The following is a 17,907-nucleotide window of genomic DNA, read 5'->3' on the forward strand; positions in this document are numbered from 1 at the left end:
CAGATGCTCAATGCCAGTCAATTCAGGACTTGAACACTGTAGCCCACAAGCTGCGCACTTAAACTGACTGGCATTACGCCATAGGCCGGCAAATATAACATTGCCAGCCGTGCAATTTTCCGCTCTTTTTGTGAACCAGACGGTCTTTTGCCCAATACCCCGATCGTCGCGCCCACTGCCATCTAACGCATTCCGGGTCTTTAATGGTTGCAGGATTTCAAGCCACCACAACCCACCGCACACGCATCGGGAGATTCGTCATGAAAATCGTCGTCATGGGCGGTACCGGGCTGATCGGCAGACACCTGTGCAAAAACCTGCAAGACATGGGGCATGAAACCCTGGCCGCATCACCCAGCACCGGCTTGCTAGGCGTGAGGTGGTGGTCGACGTGGCCAACTTGCCGTCTTTCTCGAATGCTGTGATGGACAACACCTAAAAGTGAAAAAATAACTAACTCTCCGAGTTCATAAGCGAATCTGGCGACTATAGGTTCACAGAAACAAATCAAATTCTTAGCTATATTTCCAGCTCGATACCCACGTAACCGCTCTAGCACACTTAGAATCAGGGAGATTATATGGTGCAGATTACCCACAATGACCAAGTCACCGGTCTAGAGGAACAGAAGGATCTGATTGTGCTGTTTCATGCCATGGGCGGTTCCGAAAAACAATTGCAACATCTTAAGGCCGCTGTTCTGGAAGCGTGGGAGCAGCGTAAAGCTCCAGCGCCGATTGTCTTCATTCCGGACTTACCGATAGGAACCTTGTCTTTCGCTGATCCTTGCGACATCGCGCTATCGGTAATGGAACAAATCGATAGCATTTGGCAGAACTCGGAGCACGGTTTTTCAGGTATTTACCTGGTTGGACACAGCATGGGCGCACTGCTAGCACGCAAGGTGTATGTATGCGCCTGCGGAGAAACTTTAGAAGCGCCTTTTGAGCCTCAACTGAGAGACTCTGTAAAACGCACGTGGGCCTCACACGTCAAGCGGGTGGTCCTGTTTGCAGCGACCAATCGAGGCTGGCGTCTTACTCCCCACCTTTCCATTAGTAATTTTCTACGGTGGGGGGCCGGTGTTGTGCTTGGTAACACGGTAATGGCGATAACCTTGGGCCGATTAACGCCCCTAGCCTTCACTACTCATCACGGTGCTCCCTTCTTGACACAGCTGCGTCTTCAGTGGATGGCAATGCGCAGGCAAGCCAAAAGTGAATCAACAACATCCGCCATCACCGTTCAATTGCTGGGTTCCACCGATGACCTGGTTTCTCCTGAGGACAACATTGATCTTGTCGCCGGAGATGACTTCTATTATCTCGACGTACCCAAGTCTGGTCATGTCAATGTAGTTGACGCTGATGACACCGCGGCGGGTCATCTACGGCGACAAGTGATCATTAAAGCCATCAACTCATCCCCGCAGGAGCTCAGTGATTTATCTATTCTTCCGACAGATCAGGACCTGCCAAAACCCGACAACACCATCACCGACGTTGTGTTTGTCATTCATGGAATCCGTGACCAAGGCTACTGGACGCAGAAAATCGCCCGACGGATTGTTGCCTTGGCTCGCCAACGGAACAAGATAACTGACCGTCATATCGCCGCCGATATCGTTGGGCCGACACCACAAAAACAAATCATCAAGACCGAGACATCCAGTTACGGATACTTCGCCATGCTACCCTTTCTGCTACCCAATATTCGGCGAAAACGAGTCGAGTGGTTGATGGATCGCTACGCGGAAAACAAAGCGGTCTACCCTAATGCCGCATTCTCCTATGTTGGCCACAGCCACGGTACCTACATGCTGGCCAAAGCTCTCAGTACTTACTCGTGCTTGCGTTTCAAACACATTGCTTTCGCCGGAAGTGTTGTGAACGTCAATTATGACTGGAAGACCTTGACCGGTTTGGGTCGGGTCAAAGGCGTCGTGAACTTCGTTGCCAGTGCTGATTGGGTCGTTGCCATTTTTCCTCGCACCTTCCAAATGCTCAGGCTGCAGGATCTTGGCAGCGCTGGCCATGACGGTTTCGAGCAAGAAAACAAAGAACTCTTCGAATCGGAATATGTGAAAGGAGGTCACAGCGCGGCGTTAAGGGAAGAAAACTGGGACGTCATCGCCTCTTTCATTCTCGATGGAAACAAGCCCTCGGAACCCGATCTTGCCCATGAAAGGGCTTCTTGGACAGTAGAACTCGGACACTATGCACCTCAACTCATGCTGTTGGTGCTGTTCCTGGTTGCCTTGGGTGGATACCTTCTTCTCGCACCGTTGCTGGCCATGGATCGCGGACAATGGTACAGCATGATTGCGTTCATGCTGTACGTGTTGGGGGTGTGGAAAGTGCTGACATGGCTTTGAACGATTTGATTTACTTAATGAGGTCGGCAATCTCCGCATGGACTCTGGCATCGGGGTGGACAGCCCCGGTGAACCAGTCATTCTCGATTCGACCAAACCGATCGAAACGAACCAACATTCCGGGTCTTTAATGGCTCCAGGATAAAAACCAGCCCTCTATCCGTCCAGAAGCACAACATCCAACGGGGCTGACGCACCGCAACCCACCGCGCACGCATCGGGAGACCGAACATGAAAATCGTCGTCATTGGCGGTACCGGACTGATCGGCAGACACCTGTGCAAAAACCTGCAAGCCCTGGGGCATGAAACCCTGGCCGCATCACCGAGCACCGGCGTCAACGCCCTCACCGGCGAGGGATTGCAAGAGGCCTTGCAAGGCGCCGACGTGGTGGTCGATGTGGCCAACTCGCCCTCCTTCGAAGACGCTGCCGTGCTCGATTTCTTCGAAACCTGCGGGCGCAACCTGCTTGCCGCCGAGAAAACCGCCGGCGTCAAACACCATGTCGCCCTGTCGGTGGTGGGCACCGAGCGCATGCTCGACAGCGGTTACTTCCGGGCGAAAATAGCGCAGGAAAAACTCATCAAGGACTTTGGCATCCCCTACACCCTCTTGCGGGCGACGCAGTTCTTCGAATTCATCGGGGCCATTTCAAACTCGGGCGTTCAGGACGGCGATACCGTGCGCCTGACCTCCGCCGAACTGCAACCGATTGCCGCGGTCGATGTCGCGACGGCGCTGGCGAAGATCGCCGTGCAAGCACCGAGCAATCAAACCCTGGAAGTGGCCGGGCCAGAGCGCTGGCCGCTGGTGGAATTCGTGCGCCTGTTTTTGCAACACACCAACGACCCGCGCCAAGCCCAAGCGGACGACACGGTCCCCTACTTCGGTGCACCAATCGATGACCACTCGCTTACGCCGGGAGAGCACCCCATCATCGGGCCGACGCGTTTCGAGACCTGGCTCAAGAGCAGCGCTTGATACTCACACGAGGCCCCTATACCAACCGCTCAATCTTCTGATGCTGCCAGACCATTTTGTAATACAGCGTCTGCAGGATCAGCATGCCCAGATACGCCACCGGGAACGCCATCCAGACACCTTGCAGCCCAAAGCGCGCATCCAGCAGATACGCCACCGGCAACTGCACCCCGACCACGCAAACGATCGAAACCGCCACCGGCACCAACACCGTGCCGCTGGCGCGCATGATGCCGCCGACAATCGCCTGAAAGCCAAACACCAACAGACTCCAGAGCATGATGTGCAACAGGTGTTCGGCCATCGCCCGCGTGGAATCATCCGTGAGGAACAACCCCAGCAACCAGTGCGACAGCAGGTAACCCAACACCACCAGACCGCCAGTCAGGCACACGTTGATCAACAACCCGGTGCGCAAAATCGGCCCCATGCGCTCGATGCGCCCGGCCCCGATAGCCTGCGCGCCGAGAATCGACGCCGTGATCGCAATCGACAGCGCCGGGAACTGCACGTAATTGACGATCTGCGTCACCGCCCCATACGCCGCCGTCGCCTGAGACCCGTGCTGGTTCACCAGCGCCAGAATCACCAGCTCCGACAACGACAGCACCACCATCTGCAACCCGGTCGGCAGCCCGATGCGCAACACCTTGCCGAGGATCTCCAGATCCAGCCGCATCGACGCAAACATCTCCCGATCCGGCGCCAACGGATGCCCCTTGCGAATCAACCGCCACGCCAACCATCCCATCGCCGACAGGTTGCCCACCAACCCCGCCCACGCCGCACTCTGAATCCCCATCGGGGCCAGCCCCAACCACCCAAGAATCAACGCCGGCGTCAGCGCCAGCCCGACACAGGTCGACACCACCAGCGCCAACAACGGCGACAGCGTGTCGCTCACCCCTCGCAGCAACTGCGTGAACAACACAAACACCAACAGCGACGGCAAGATCCACATCATCACCTGCGCATACGCCACCGCATCGTCCAGCACATCCGCCGGCGTGCCCAAACCCTGCAACGCCGGCCGGGCAAATACACTGCCCAACACCGCCGCCGCTAACCCGATCATCGCCCCCAACAGCAACGTCGAACCGGCAATCGCCTTCACCAAATGCAACTCGCGAGCGCCCCAGGCTTGACCGATCAACACCCCGGCGCCAGCGCCGAGGCCAATGACCAGGGCGATGAAGAAGAACACCACGGGAAACATGCCCGATACCGCCGCGAGCGCTTGGGTGCCGAGTAATTGGCCGATGTAGATGCTGTTGATGGTACCGGACATGGATTGAAGGAAGTTGGAGAGGACCATGGGGGCGAGGAACAGGAGGTAGGTTTGCCAGAGGGGGTGGGATTGGGTGGGGGTTTGCATTGAGGGTCCGTCTCGGGTGGGGGCTGGCAGTGTGGAAATTCTACGCTACGGAACCGGGAACAACGTGATCCTGTTTTGTGTGGGTAGCCCAGGCCACGACTGCATCGGGCCGGTAAATACCTCTGGCCTCCATTTCTGGCCCAAATTCCTCCACCCTGCACATGCTGTTTTGGCCTTCACAATATCTAGTACCATAACGCCACTTTCCAGTAAGTTCGGCCCTTGAGATTTACAGGGGAAGCCGACGGTAATCAGGGAGCGGTTGATGTACGGAAATCACAAGTTTGGCTGGTGTACTCTGCTGGCAGGAGCGGTAGTGCTCAGTGGTTGCACTTCATTGCTTCAGGGCAAGCAGTATGTCTTTCCCCGTCCGGATGAACCCTCTGCTACGGTTCGCCTTAAATATGAACGTGGCACTACGCTGGATGCCATGACCTTCAATGAAAAAGGTTGCTACGCGGGATTCACGCCGTTGTCCTATACCGGCGACTTTATCGAATCGCCGATTGCCGTGGGTAAAGAGCTGGTATTGACTTACCGACAGGTAGTCGGAGGTCGACAGTGCCAAATACCCTTTTCTTTTACGCCGCAGGACGGCGCCACCTACACCTTGAAGTCCGGTTTCTGGGGTGAGACCAAGACAGGCATCCTTCCCATCTTTAACAGCGACCAATATTACTGCGGAATTGGTGTAGTCAAAAAATTAGGAGATCAGGAGAGCGTCGAACCCATTCAACAGCTGCGCATCAAGACGGGTTTTGCCTGCCTTAGATTCGTCAAATAAGTGCAATAGTTTGTTTGGGGTCACTCACGGAAGATCACCCACCGATGTCTCTTCCGAATGCCCACCATTTTTTTCAGAAAAAGGAGTCACTTGCATGGAAGTCATCAATCAGTTGCAACCCGCAGAGTGCGCAGGCATGGAGGATATCCGACGCGAAATCGATGCCCTTGATCAGGCCGTTATCAAGCTATTGGGCAAACGTTTTCAGTACGTGCTGGCGGCCTCGAAGTTCAAGACCTCGGCGACGTTGGTGCGTGCGCCGGAGCGTTTCAAGGCGATGCTGGCGACGCGTCGTGAGTGGGCCGAGGCCGAGGGCCTGAGCCCGGATGCAATCGAAAAGATGTACAGCGACCTGGTGAACCATTTCATTGCCGAAGAGATGAAACACTGGGCGGCTCATCAAGCCGAAACCTGATTCTGGTGTCCAGGCTGTCCGCTTTGGGTTGTGGATTCAACGACCAGAAGCGGACAGTAGACGATAACTGCTGTTGTTCCTATGCGGATCGATCACCTATCGGCACACGCCGGAAGGAGCGCTTATTGGGTAATTTCCATGGATCCATCGGCACCGCACTTTCTCAGGCTGATTGTCTGCGCCAAGTGCCGGGGGATGTGCCGAACTGGCGTTTGAATGCGCGACTGAACGCAGCTTCGGATTCGTAGCCAACGGCAAAGCCGATTTGCGCCACATTACCGCGACCTTCGCGCAGCTGTTGAGCCGCCACATGCATACGCCAGAGCGTCAGGTATTGCATCGGTGGCTGTCCGACCAATGCCGTGAATCGCTCCGCGAATACCGAGCGCGACATGCCCACTTCAAGCGCCAGGGCTTCTGCAGTCCAGCCCTCGGTTGGACGGGCATGAAGCAGCGCCAGTGCGCGCCCGATATGCGGATCTCGCAAACCCGCCAGCCACCCGCGCCGCTCAGCGGGGAGGCTGGCGACATACTGGCTGACGGCTTCGACGAATAGCAATTCGGAGAGCTTGGCGATGACCGTTGTCGAGCCGAGGCGCCCCGCCGCAATCTCGCTGACAGCGAAACGGAATGAGCTTTCAATCCAGGCTCCCGAGGCCGTCGCGCGCAAGTCTAATTTCAACAAGGATGGTAGCGACGAAAGCAACGGATTGAAGGGTGTTTCAGAGCCGAGGAATCCGCACAATAACTGCGTGACCTCGCCGCCCCCCCCGTACTTGATTCGTGAAATAGAGCCGACTTCTGGCGGCTGAATAACGTCGCCCGCCAACATGGGCGCAATGCTCAGGTCGCTGCCAAAAGAATGAGCGTCATTGTGAGGAAGCAGAACGAGTTCGCCTGCCCGCACGTCAATGGCGTCACCACCGTCGACTTGTAATTGCATATGCCCCGCGGCGACAAAATGCGACGCAATGATATGTCGAGGTGCCGCCAGGAACGGTTTGCAATCGTCCGCCGAGATTCTTCCCTTGATGCACCAGGGCGCAGTGAATTCCGACTCGAGGAAGACCCCTCCAGACAGCCGAATCACACGCAACACATCAGAAAACGCATCCAACAATTGCCAGCCCTCCTTTCCGGAGTCCGGAGCATGTAATCAGGCGGACCGGTCATTCATCGCCTGAACGGCGAGGCCTAGATTAGCACCAACGCGGACTCAGCGATCGAGACTGTCCCCAGAGGCTTCACCGCTGGTCATTCGCCCGACGTTAACCGTAATTGCCCCATTCCAACTCGACCAGGCAAGCAGGAGATCGATATGAACACCGTTGCTACCCTACCCCGCTCAGATTCGGACAACGCCGCCCGTTATGCTCAACTGGTCAGATCATCGAAGAAAGCGGAATGGCAGATCGAACGTGATTTGCTGCAAGACCGGAGTTTCGACTTCTCGCGCAAATTCTTGCCCGACGGGCTGTCGCGAATCGACCGCCTGACCTTTCTCGCCGCGGACGAGGCGCGCCTGCTCAGTCAGATTCAGGGCCGAACCTATGCGTATATCTTTGGCTTGGTCGAGCGTTTTATTAGCGCCAAAATGCTCGATCAAGGTCGGGCCCATGTCTTTGACGATCAGCTCGCACTCGAAGCGCTGGTGCGCTTTTCTAACGACGAGATCAAGCACCAGGAGCTGTTCCGGCGCATGGAGACGATGATGGGTTCGCAATTGCCAGCGGGATATCGTCAAGTGGCCGATCCAAACGATGTGGCGCGCTCGGTACTTGCGGCCAGCACTTGGTCGGTGCTGGCGCTGACCTGTCATATCGAGCTGTTTGTTCAGGCGCACTACGTGCAAAGCATCGCCCCGCGTGAGGAGTTGTGCCCGCTATTCAAGGACGTTTTCAAGTTTCACTGGAAGGATGAAAGCCGGCACGTCGTACTCGATGAACTGGAGTGGAAGGCGGAGCACGCGAAACTTTCGCCAATCGAGCGCGACCAGGCCGTGAACGATCTGATTGCGCTGGTGGCGGCCGTCGACGCAATCCTGCAGGCACAATCGGCAGCCGATGCCGACTACTTTATTCGCAATGTTTCACGATCATTCAGTGTCGATGAGACAGCGCAAATCAACGCCTGCATGCTGAGCGCTTACCGCTGGCAATACATTATCTCGGGCGTGGAGCATCCCCACTTTGGCCGGCTGCTTACGCACATGACAACACCCGCACAGATGTCCACGATTCAGACCGCGCTGACGCCCATCATGGACAATTGATCGACAGGCTGCGGCCGACCGTGCGTCGGCCGCGCGGCGGTGGGATGAGTGCTGAGTATGATTTATCGGGGCTGGCAGCCATGACAATACCGATGTGGATGTTGCTTGGATTTGCGACCTGGACTTTGCTGCTATTGATGGCAACCGTCGGTGTGTATCGCTGGGCCAGAATCTTGTTCTCGAATGTTCCGATTGCCTCTTTCCGATGCGATCAGCTCGAAGGCGAGGATTGGTATCGGCGCGGGATAAGAGCACACGCGAACTGTGTGGAAAATCTGCCTGTCTTGGGCGCCATCGTGTGGGTGATTTCAACCCTTGGTATCGACGATCCTGCAGTGAGTTACTTGTCCGTAATCATCCTGATTGCACGCGTGTGCCAGTCACTGGTTCACGTATCCCATGTGCAAACCAATACGTTCGTGGCGATTCGGTTTGCCTTCTTTTTCGTTCAGTTGGTCTGTTTTCTCGCGCTCATTGTTATAGCCACTTGTTATGGCGTATGAGTCTCTTAAATAGAGAGATGAATCCAGGCCTGATCCTGCGAATCAAGTTTTCGTTCGGACGCGCACCTTGGCGATTCAGTGGTTAGATTCAATCCAGACAACGCTTCAGCGCGACCGGTAGAAAAACGGGCAGAAGCGGCCAATTGAAAAGCCACGTTAACTCGATTGGGCCGCCTGCACGGCACTGTTAACGCTGGCAGTTACTCCGTGGTCGCCTCTTCTTTCAGATTCAGACGGAAAGTGTCGCGAGCGGTTTTTCCCACGTAAGTGGTGAGCGCGTAATTCGCCGTTCCGCCGACAATGACTCCGATTCCGAACGGGATCACTTTTGCCGCGGCTTTCTGAGTGAACGAGATGCCGATTTTCGCGAACAATTCCTTGATGATCTGAAGCGTCGGCCCCTTCAAATACTGATGCACCATGCGCACGCCGGCCTTGCTGGCGATTTTGGTGGCGCTGGAAGACCCCATCTGCTCCAGGGAGCCGTACAGCGCGATGATGTACGACATGTGCTTGGCATCTTCGTTGGACATCTTGCCGTTGATGGCCACCGCCAGGCACATGGTCATGTCGATCTGCAGCTTCATGCACACCGAGATATCCGCCAGCCCTCCGCCCACAGCGCTTACCACAGTGCCGATACCGGGAATGACACCCGGAAGAGCAGTGGCTGCGCCAGACGTCGCGGCCAGCTTTGAATAGCGGCTGATGATTTTGTCGACAACTGCGTCTTGAATCTTTTCGCCTGTAGCGGACGGCGCCGAGCTGCGTGCCTGGCTTTCGTACTGGGCAACAAGTTCACGGGCATCCTGCGGGCTAATGGCGATGGCTTCCACCATCTTCATCAATGAAGAGCTGCTTTCGTCTGTTCCTGTGGTCATGCCAGATTCCGTTCGAGAGATTGTTTATCAGCAGCCTTTGCGAGGCTGAGCGCTGATGGGAAGAGTGGCATAATTGATATCAAAATAACATTACACTCATGACTTTTTGCGCCGCCAAGTGATCGAGGGTTTTCTGAACAGAGGCCTGGCAAGGAGCCTTTTAAACCACATGTGTAGCGAGCGCAGCCCGCAGGGTAAGACCTTGGCCGATGGGCAGACCTTTCAACCGTTTCTGTGGTGGGTTTTTCCGGCGCATTTGAGGCATTACCTCCTACGCACTAGCAATGTACGGAATGGCCGGAAATGGCCCTTTGTGGACGACTGCTTTCAGGCCAAAAGCTGCCCGTGGCACTCCCAAGGTAAAACCATCAGAGCCCTTCATCTAAAGTCGCGCGGCACATAAGCGCAGCCACAGAAGCTGGCAAGCTTGTTTAATGCGTCATTCAGCAATGCGGGAAGCCGCGCGGCATGCATTGCACGACGCTCCAAATGCAGGCTGATGACCTCAAAGCGATTTGCAGCTCGGTCAGCTTTGCAGTCGACTCGACCAACAAAATTTCCTTGCCAAAGGACCGGCAGACAAAAATAACCGTATACCCGTTTAGCCGCAGGAGCGTAGCTTTCGAGCCGGTAGTCAAAACCGAACAATTGCACCAAGCGTTCTCGATGGATCACAGCGTTGTCGAACGGCGAGAGCAGATGGACTTCCGCACTGGTTTTAGCATCACACCCCGCGCCCTCCTGTGCGATGACATAGGCGTCGGGCATCGTTGGATCATTCACGCGAGCCAATTCGCCTGTCTCCACACGGGCCTGCAATAGTTCTCGCATTGCATTGCGCAATGGTTGTCCGGTGCGCAAGTGCATCAGCTGCTTCCAGGTGACGACTCCATGGGCACGGACTGCGGTGTCAAGCAGATAGGCAGCCATCTCACCGGCTGACGGTTCTCGAAGATCCAGGCCATCTGGCAACAATTGTTCAGGCAACACATAGAGTTTTTCCATGCCCCTGCGCTCGCGGATCATCAAATCGCCCTGCATGAACAACTTGTCAAGCGCGCGTCGGCCAGGCCCATGGTCCCACCATGAACCCTTGCCTTTGCAGCACTCTCTGAGGTCGCGTGTGCGCAGCGTGCCTTCACCTCGCACCCGGTCCAGGATTTCCGTCATCAACTTGGCATCGACATTCCTGAAATAGGGGCTCTCACCACGCCGGAAAGACAGCATGCGCGGCAATGCAAAACGGTAGTCTTGTATCGGCAGATAAGCGGCAGCGTGAAACCAATACTCAAAAACCCGCCCGGCACACGTCAGCTGGTTGAGACAGTCCAAGGAATACCCGGGCACGCGGCTCCACAGGATGTGATGATGTGCTCTCTCAACGACAGACAGCGTGTCGATTTGCACATAACCTAAATGCTCTATCGCGCGGAGCGTGCCTTCAAGACCATGGCCAAATGCCTTGCTCGAACCTAGTCCTTGATGATCCAGAGCCAGTCGTCGCCAATAAGTTGGATTAGATTGAGTTGCCACGTTCAAACCTGGGTGGAGTGCGTGTACCGTCTTATCGGTGTGGATGTTCCGGAAACTGCTTGGCGCTGTCGCAGATGTCGTACCAGCTTGGCTTTTCCTTGACGAACTCATGGAAGAGATTGGTGATGGTCAATGCCTCATCGATGCAGTTCGCAGCCACGGGAAACGACTCGGCGGTTGACGTCACCTCGCCCAATGCTGTTCCGCAGTGCGAACAGAAGCAACGGTTGTACTTGTAAGGTGCTTCAGGCTTGAAGGTGGTGATGGAATCCGCGCCGGAAATCAGCTCGAACGATGAGCGATTTACGAAGACGAAGGTACTTGCTCCGACCTTTCTGCAACGAGAGCAGTGACATGTTCCCATCATTGTTGGAGGACTCGACACCAAGAACTTCACTGCTCCGCAGCAACAACTACCTTTAAACATGGTTTTCTCTCAAATTGAAATAAGTACTGTACATAAGCACAGTACTTATTGAAAGAGTGTTTCACCAAAACTTCAGGTACCTCAGATGGACGAAGGGCAGCTTTTGGCCCAGAGTGTGTAAAAACGCCTTCGCGAACCCTTGCTATGATTTCTGAGGATTTCATCGCAGGGATCGCCCATGAAGCGCTTTATCCAAGGTGAACATCGAGGCCAAGGCACCTTACTTCCCGAGAACCTCGACGACTACGTCAGCGATACCAATCCGGTGTAGTCGACGTCTTCGTCGACGAACTCGACCTGGTCAATCTGGGTTTTGAAGGTGCGATTCCAGCCGATACTGGCCGGCCGGCTTACCACCCCGCGATCTTGCTAAAGATATACATCTACGGCTATCTCAACCGCATCCAGTCAAGCCGGCGGTTGGAACGAGAAGCTCAACGCAACGTCGAACTGATGTGGTTGACCGGACGTTTGATGCCGGACTTCAAGACCATCGCCAACTTCCGAAAAGACAACAGCAAGGCCATCCGAGGCGTCTGTCGCCAGTTCGTTGTGCTGTGTCAGCAGTTGGGATTATTCGGAGAAAATCTGGTCGCCATCGATGGCAGTAAATTCAAAGCCGTCAACAACCGCGACCGCAATTTCACCAGCGCCAAACTGAAGCGGCGAATGGAAGAAATTGAATCGAGTATCAGCCGCTACCTGACGGCACTCGATGCTGCCGATCGGCAAGAACCAACAGCTTCCGAGCCCAGTGCCGTGCGGCTGGAAGAGAAGATCGCCAAGCTCAAAACTCAAATGAAAGAGCTTCAGGCGATCGAAATCCAGCTCAATGAATCGCCGGATAAACAGGTCTCACTGACCGATCCAGACGCCCGCTCCATGATGACGCGCGGCACGGGAATCGTCGGCTACAACGTGCAGACAGCGGTCGATACCCAGCACCATTTGATCGTTGCGCATGAGGTGACTAACGTCGGTTCCGACCACGATCAACTCAACTCGATGGCCAAGCAGGCCCGCGAGGCGATGGCGTCAGATACGTTGTCGGTGGTGGCTGACCGAGGTTACTTCAAAAGCGAACAAATCCTGGCTTGTCACGATGCCGGCATCACCGCCTATGTACCCAAGCCGATGACCTCTGGAGCCAAGGCTGACGGGCGTTTCAATAACGATGCCTTCGTCTATGACGCGGCAAAAAAAATGAATACATTTGCCCGGCAGGAGAGGCGCTGATCTGGCACTATTCCTACGTTGAAAAAGGCCTGAAGTTGCACCGGTACTGGAGTTCGAAATGCCAGGGCTGCGCGTTGAAATCGCAGTGCACACCGAGCACGGAGCGACGAGTTCGACGAGTTCGACGCTGGGAGCATGAAGCCGTGCTGGAGGAGATGCAGCTTCGGCTGAGCAAAGCCCCGGAGATGATGCGAGTTCGAAAACGGACGGTTGAGCATCCCTTCGGGACGCTCAAACAATGGATGGGTGCGACGCACTTCCTGACGCGGAAGCTGGCCGGGGTGGGTGCGGAGATGAGTTTAAATGTGCTCGCCTACAACATGAAACGGGTCATGAAAATCATCGGTGCTCACGGTTTGATGAAGGCGCTGTCGGCATAGAAAAAGGCTGATTTTGGCCCATTTCAGAGGCTGTAAAAACAACATTGAAGTGTTCCAGGTCGCGACCGATGCAACCCGCAACATTGACCGTGCGATCGCTCAGCCAACGGATGTCAATGCTCCACGACGATGAGGCCCATGAGCGTTTTTACACACTCTGGGTCGATAGCTGCCCGTCACGAACGGCAGCTAATGGCCCAGGCTGTGTAAAAACGCAAACACCATTTTGAAGTGTGCGTCACTACGTAAAATCTGCCAAAGCTCGTTTAGTCAGAGATCTGCATTTTGCGTAGGAGCGAGATTTTTCAGCTGCTCTAGTCCGAAGCGGGTGCTTGAAAACGTTTTTACACAGCCTCGGCCAGTGGCTGATGGCAGCGTGTGCGCCGCAGCATCATGCTTGCCGGTTCGCGTTATGCCATGCTCGAAGACGGCGTGCGGTTCAGCCTGGTGCCGTGGAAGCCGGTGATCGAGTAGCGGCTGGCAGCAGATCGCCGCGACGGTACGTAACCATGGGGTATCTCAGGAGGCCGGGCGGCAGCGCGGAGTATACGTGGGATGAAGTCGGCGGTATTTACCCGACCGTATTGAATGACGCAACGACGTCGACAAGCTGTTGCCTGACCCAGACATGGGCAGGGTCGCCATGGAAGCGCTCGTGCCAAATCATGGCTGGCGACAAAGGAGCAACTTGTAGCGGCAGATCCAGGAGCGCGAGCGGGAGCCTTTCCGCAAGTCGGCGCGCCAAACGGCTTGGCAACGTGAGAATCATGTCGCTATCCGCCACCAACATCGCACCAGCAAGAAAGTGGGGAACTCGCAGCGCGACGTGGCGAGTGAGTCCCAGTGTCGAGAGGGCGATGTCAACCGCACTCTCTCCCACGCCGGAAATGGTCACGGTAACGTGGCGCAAGGTCACATAACGCTCCAGGCTGAGTCCGTCTGCCACACCTGGGTGATCGGACCTCACCACGCACACCAAGCTGTCGGCGTAAAGGCCGCGCCGATGGAGACTGCCGGGCAGTGCCTCGAAAATGCCCAGTGCCAGATCTGCGCCCCCCTGCTCGACAAGCCGCACGTTGTCCCCAGTAGGTTGCGCGATATGGAGACTTAGCGCAGGGGCAAGGCGCTCGAAGCGGGCGATCAAACCGGAAAGGACCACCAGACTCAGGTGGTCGTGCGCGGCGATCGTGATCCGACCCGTTGCAGACGCGGGATCGAAGACGGCAGGCGAGACGATGCCTCGGGCATCGTCCAGCAGCCTGGCCACTGGACCTGCCAGCGTTTCACCGCGTGGCGTCAGTTCCAGCCCGAGCTTGCCGCGGACCACCAGGCGATCACCCAACATCGTGCGCAGTCGCCCCAGCGCGCGGCTGGCAGCCGGTTGGCTCAAGCCCAAGCGGAGGCCCGCCCGGGTAACACTTCGCTCCCGAACGAGTGCTTCGAATAGCTTTAACAGGTTGAGGTCGACTGTAGATAAATCCACTTGGTGCATTTTCACTATTACTTTCATGTCATTGATGCATATCGAGCAACCATGCACCATTCCGGTTCATCTGAACAGGAGATTCTTGTATGACTGCTTCCTCGCTCCCTTACGTTGTGTTCGGCGTAACCGGCCGTACCGGCGCCGCTGCTGCCGATGCACTTTTGCGTTCCGGCCACCCAGTGCGCGTCGTGGTGCGTGACTCAGTCAAGGGTCGGCCGTGGGCCCAACGCGGCGCAGAGGTTGCCGTAGCCGATCTGACAGACCTCGCCTCTATGATCAAGGCGCTCAGTCAGGTCCAGGGTGCCTATGTCGTCAGCCCTCAGCACTACAACCGTGAAGATCTGTTCGAGAGGGCAGACTTGATTGCCGATACCACGGCGCGCGCTGCGGTTGCGGCGGACGTGCCCAGGCTTGTGGCTCTTTCCTCGGTGGGTGCCGACCGTGAACGCGGAACTGGATGGATCAGGATGAACCGCATGTTCGAGCAGCGTTTAGGTGAAACCGGTGTTTCGACCATCTTCCTGCGCGCGGCTTATTTCATGGAGAACTGGATGCCGATGGTCGGACAGGCCGTGCGTAGCGGCACCCTCCCGACGTTTCTGGCACCACCACAGCGCCCTCTCCCGATGGTGGCGACTGTGGATGTCGGCAGCACCGCAGCTGCTTTGCTGCAGGAAGAAAGGACGGGGACCTCTGTTGTCACACTCTCGGGGCCCAAAGACTATGCCCCGAACGATATCGCCGCTATCGTTTCCGCCACGCTCGATAAGCCTGTCGACGTGGCAGTCCTTCTGGAAGCTGAGTGGCCCAAAGCGCTGGCGGATGCCCATTTCTCAAAGGCCGCCCTTGCTGGTTTCACCGAAATGACCCGTGGCCTCAATTGCTCGCATATCGACCTCAAGAGCGATCCCGGCGCAATAGAGTGGGCAGGAACAACTCCGCTGGAACGAGTCATCGCCGAACTGGCACAGCGTCAGCGCTAAAGGCCAGCAGGGATATTCGGCTTCGCCAAACGGCTAAGGAACCGGCCAGGCCAACTCTGCCCCAAGATAGTCCCCACTAAAATTGGGTGGGGACTACGGTCTAGACGGTGCTGACTGGACGCATACTTGCAGCCCCAGTGCGGTTCCCTTCCATGTAACCCTCAGTTCTCCCTACTTCGCCAACCCCTAGGCGGAGTCCAGGCATGAATGTCCTTTTGGTCAGGGTCGTTAGCGACGCCCGCGACGGCGCTACTCGGCCTGCTACTGGATGTGGCGATTTTCAATCCATCGATGCTTAGGGATGCCTTCAATCCCGTCTCACTAAATGTGGCCCGACTTGCCCTGTGCGCAGTTGCCTGGAACACCAAGGCTTGAGCAAAAGTGAGCTCGCAGAAGTGACTAAGTCTTCCCCTCCTACACCAATAGCTCAACCAACCGCCCCGGCGTCATCTTCGTCACCATAATCGTTACAATCACAAACATCCCCATAAATCCGAAAACACCCATCCAGAGCCATTTTTTGTACACGGACCGGTATTCATCATCGAGCCCCTTTCCGGTCTCAACCGCGCTCGAAGCCATCACGTACAACCGCTTCTGAAGCACCAATACCGGCAGCCAAAGCGAACCCACGCAAAGGAAGATGATCAACGACGTCAAAACCCACTCCGTGGTCAGGGGAAGCCCGGCAAGCTTCATCAGCCAATAGCCCGTCGCTATCTGAATAAAGCCTGCCGGTGTGGTAATCCAGGTGTCGAACCGCACAACCATTCTGGCCACATGCGCGATCACTTGAGGGTTGGCCGTGCGGCTGACGGCGATCAGGTAGAGGTAGGACCCCATGCCGAATCCAAACAGGAAAATAGCGGCTATGACGTGAATGTATTTCAGGCACAGATAGAGCATCGGTCAGCTCTGCTCGCCAGAGAAGTACACGGACATGCTCAAATTTTCCGGATCGTTGATGGCGGCTATGTATTCGTCGACGGTGATTTCGCCCACGCAAGCCCGGGCGCCGGGTTCGGGCAAATACCCTTGGGCGATTTTTGCGGCCAAGGTAACGGCTGCACAGCTTGGGATTTCCGGGCCCTTGTCATTCATAGCGGTCAGCTGCACGGTCATGGACAGCGGTTCTCCTTCGGCACCGATGCCCTGAACGTCGATGTACATTGCGCTTTTGCCATCGCCAAATCGTTCGAACCACAGTCCCCACCGATGAAGTCTTGCGGCCCAAGGGGCATGGTCACGGACCATCCCTGTCCTCAGTGCCTGGGCAAGCAGGTAGTTGGCGGCACCGCCGAGCTTCAGGCCCGCACCTGCCTTGAAGCTCAGGGTTTGGGCGCCATAGCGGCTGGCGAAGATATCAATGTCCGGCACGTCGACATTGGCCAGCAGCCGAGTGCCCAGATATTGCATCTTGCGAAGCTTCAGGTCCTGCCAGCCCAACACTTCATGCACCTGGCCATTCTTGAGTTGCTTGATTGGTTTGCCTGCATAGGCGAGAACGCCTTGGACAGTAGACAGTTGATTGTCGATCCGACCCTGACCACACGCTACGACGAAATCGCCTTCAACGCCGGTCGACTGGGTGCGTCGATCGTGCTCGATACGCAGCAACTTCGCCACTCTTCAATAAGTCCCTTCCCGCACCGACCGTCTGACCTCAGCCTGTATGGCATAAGCCGGCGCCTCCACCGCATTGGAATCTTGTGTATATCGCTGGGCAAACCCTTCTACCCCCCACGCCTGAAACTGCTGCACATGCTTTAATTCGTGAGCCCAGAGCGCGGTGTTCTGTTCTGCGGTTTGAGCGTCCCGGAAGAGAATGATGTCGATTAGCGTCACGGCACCGACATCGGGGTTTTGCAGCATGGCAGTGGCGGCATTGAATTGGCCGTTGTCGCTAACTTTGTAGCGCGCGGTATCGAGGACGCTGGGGTCGTACCAACGCAGCAGTTGCTCCCGGATGTGCGCAGGAATGGGCTGGATGCCGGCGCTGGCTGCTTCAGCGCGGGCTTGGGTCAGCCACAGCGCCAGGGCAGGTGCCGCGATCTGGTAGATGCCATCAGGCAGGGAGCCGAGTTGTCCCGGGTCGGGCAGGCAGATGCAGCCGTCCAGGCACACTTGTTTCTCGCCAGGTGGGCAGGCGTTGGTCTGGGCTGGCACTTCAAGCGTCAGGTAAAGCACAAACAGCGCCATCAGGCGCGTGGTGTTGGGCAGCATTGGGCGCTCCAGGGACGGACGCAGCGCGAACAGTGGGTCACAATGGATCGACGA

At 56.3% G+C, this 17,907-nt stretch carries 16 protein-coding genes and 4 pseudogenes; 11 read left to right on the forward strand and 9 right to left on the reverse strand.

The annotated features are described in order from the left end of the window. Positions 1-260: 260 nt before the first annotated feature. The 3 genes and pseudogenes from LOY56_RS16695 to LOY56_RS16705 form a co-directional block, all read left to right on the forward strand. Positions 261-427: pseudogene (locus tag LOY56_RS16695) on the forward strand (NAD-dependent epimerase/dehydratase family protein); the annotation flags it as partial. 153 nt (positions 428-580) lie between these two features. Further along, positions 581-2,374 (forward strand): alpha/beta fold hydrolase, encoded by a 1,794-nt coding sequence (locus LOY56_RS16700; protein WP_258615746.1) that lies wholly within the window; start codon positions 581-583, stop codon positions 2,372-2,374. Positions 2,375-2,605: 231 nt separating this feature from the next. Further along, on the forward strand, positions 2,606-3,355 hold the full coding sequence (locus tag LOY56_RS16705) for an SDR family oxidoreductase (protein WP_258615749.1): 750 nt from the start codon (positions 2,606-2,608) through the stop codon (positions 3,353-3,355). Between the two features lie 16 nt (positions 3,356-3,371). Here the strand turns inward: LOY56_RS16705 and LOY56_RS16710 are convergent, their stop codons facing one another. Continuing rightward, a complete protein-coding gene (locus LOY56_RS16710; protein WP_258615751.1) occupies positions 3,372-4,730 on the reverse strand; it encodes an MATE family efflux transporter in 1,359 nt (452 codons plus the stop codon). Positions 4,731-4,995: 265 nt separating this feature from the next. Here LOY56_RS16710 and LOY56_RS16715 point away from each other — a divergent pair, with 265 nt between their 5' ends. Beyond that, complete coding sequence (locus LOY56_RS16715) at positions 4,996-5,514, forward strand: hypothetical protein (protein WP_258615753.1); 519 nt, start codon at positions 4,996-4,998, stop codon at positions 5,512-5,514. Between the two features lie 94 nt (positions 5,515-5,608). Continuing rightward, positions 5,609-5,929, forward strand: a complete 321-nt coding sequence (locus LOY56_RS16720; RefSeq protein ID WP_258615754.1) for an isochorismate lyase — start codon at positions 5,609-5,611, stop codon at positions 5,927-5,929. A 163-nt stretch (positions 5,930-6,092) separates the two neighbouring features. Here LOY56_RS16720 and LOY56_RS16725 read toward each other — a convergent pair whose 3' ends face one another. Continuing rightward, positions 6,093-7,049 carry an AraC family transcriptional regulator gene (locus LOY56_RS16725; RefSeq protein WP_258615757.1) on the reverse strand — a complete coding sequence of 319 codons (957 nt, stop codon included), beginning with the start codon at positions 7,047-7,049 and terminating at the stop codon, positions 6,093-6,095. Between the two features lie 198 nt (positions 7,050-7,247). Here LOY56_RS16725 and LOY56_RS16730 point away from each other — a divergent pair, with 198 nt between their 5' ends. Together LOY56_RS16730 and LOY56_RS16735 are read left to right on the forward strand one after the other, a co-directional pair. Next, a complete protein-coding gene (locus LOY56_RS16730; protein WP_258615758.1) occupies positions 7,248-8,201 on the forward strand; it encodes a diiron oxygenase in 954 nt (317 codons plus the stop codon). An 80-nt stretch (positions 8,202-8,281) separates the two neighbouring features. Next, positions 8,282-8,704 (forward strand): MAPEG family protein, encoded by a 423-nt coding sequence (locus tag LOY56_RS16735; RefSeq protein WP_258622723.1) that lies wholly within the window; start codon positions 8,282-8,284, stop codon positions 8,702-8,704. A gap of 200 nt (positions 8,705-8,904) precedes the next feature. Here LOY56_RS16735 and LOY56_RS16740 read toward each other — a convergent pair whose 3' ends face one another. The 3 genes from LOY56_RS16740 to LOY56_RS16750 all read right to left on the reverse strand — a co-directional run bounded on the left by LOY56_RS16740 (position 8,905) and on the right by LOY56_RS16750 (position 11,545). Continuing rightward, on the reverse strand, positions 8,905-9,585 hold the full coding sequence (locus LOY56_RS16740) for an EcsC family protein (protein ID WP_258615760.1): 681 nt from the start codon (positions 9,583-9,585) through the stop codon (positions 8,905-8,907). Positions 9,586-9,963: 378 nt separating this feature from the next. Next, positions 9,964-11,118, reverse strand: coding sequence for a winged helix-turn-helix domain-containing protein (locus LOY56_RS16745; RefSeq protein WP_258615762.1), 1,155 nt, complete (start codon positions 11,116-11,118; stop codon positions 9,964-9,966). Positions 11,119-11,149: 31 nt separating this feature from the next. Next, a complete protein-coding gene (locus LOY56_RS16750; protein ID WP_258615765.1) occupies positions 11,150-11,545 on the reverse strand; it encodes a GFA family protein in 396 nt (131 codons plus the stop codon). A 178-nt stretch (positions 11,546-11,723) separates the two neighbouring features. Between LOY56_RS16750 and LOY56_RS16755 the strand changes: the two are divergent. Both LOY56_RS16755 and LOY56_RS16760 read left to right on the forward strand, forming a co-directional pair. Next, positions 11,724-13,161, forward strand: a pseudogene (locus LOY56_RS16755) (IS1182 family transposase). Positions 13,162-13,542: 381 nt separating this feature from the next. Next, positions 13,543-13,720 (forward strand): annotated as a pseudogene (locus tag LOY56_RS16760) (DUF3363 domain-containing protein); the annotation flags it as partial. Between the two features lie 12 nt (positions 13,721-13,732). Here the strand turns inward: LOY56_RS16760 and LOY56_RS16765 are convergent. Further along, positions 13,733-14,653, reverse strand: coding sequence for a LysR family transcriptional regulator (locus LOY56_RS16765; RefSeq protein WP_258622724.1), 921 nt, complete (start codon positions 14,651-14,653; stop codon positions 13,733-13,735). A gap of 80 nt (positions 14,654-14,733) precedes the next feature. On the opposite strand from LOY56_RS16765, the gene LOY56_RS16770 reads away from it, so the two are divergent. Together LOY56_RS16770 and LOY56_RS16775 are read left to right on the forward strand one after the other, a co-directional pair. Further along, positions 14,734-15,630, forward strand: a complete 897-nt coding sequence (locus tag LOY56_RS16770; RefSeq protein WP_258615768.1) for an NmrA family NAD(P)-binding protein — start codon at positions 14,734-14,736, stop codon at positions 15,628-15,630. Positions 15,631-15,837: 207 nt separating this feature from the next. Next, the gene (locus LOY56_RS16775) at positions 15,838-16,005 is read left to right on the forward strand and encodes a DoxX-like family protein (protein WP_408980342.1); all 168 of its coding nucleotides are present in this window, start codon (positions 15,838-15,840) and stop codon (positions 16,003-16,005) included. A 39-nt stretch (positions 16,006-16,044) separates the two neighbouring features. Here the strand turns inward: LOY56_RS16775 and LOY56_RS16780 are convergent, their stop codons facing one another. The 3 genes and pseudogenes from LOY56_RS16780 to LOY56_RS16790 all read right to left on the reverse strand — a co-directional run bounded on the left by LOY56_RS16780 (position 16,045) and on the right by LOY56_RS16790 (position 17,853). Then, positions 16,045-16,536, reverse strand: a complete 492-nt coding sequence (locus LOY56_RS16780) for a DUF2269 domain-containing protein (protein WP_258615769.1) — start codon at positions 16,534-16,536, stop codon at positions 16,045-16,047. Between the two features lie 3 nt (positions 16,537-16,539). Then, a pseudogene (locus tag LOY56_RS16785) lies at positions 16,540-17,154 on the reverse strand (saccharopine dehydrogenase); the annotation flags it as partial. Between the two features lie 105 nt (positions 17,155-17,259). After that, a complete protein-coding gene (locus LOY56_RS16790) occupies positions 17,260-17,853 on the reverse strand; it encodes a DUF4157 domain-containing protein (protein WP_258615770.1) in 594 nt (197 codons plus the stop codon). Between the last annotated feature and the right edge of the window lie 54 nt (positions 17,854-17,907).

The organism is Pseudomonas sp. B21-048 (assembly GCF_024748615.1).
Classification (GTDB): Bacteria; Pseudomonadota; Gammaproteobacteria; order Pseudomonadales; family Pseudomonadaceae; genus Aquipseudomonas.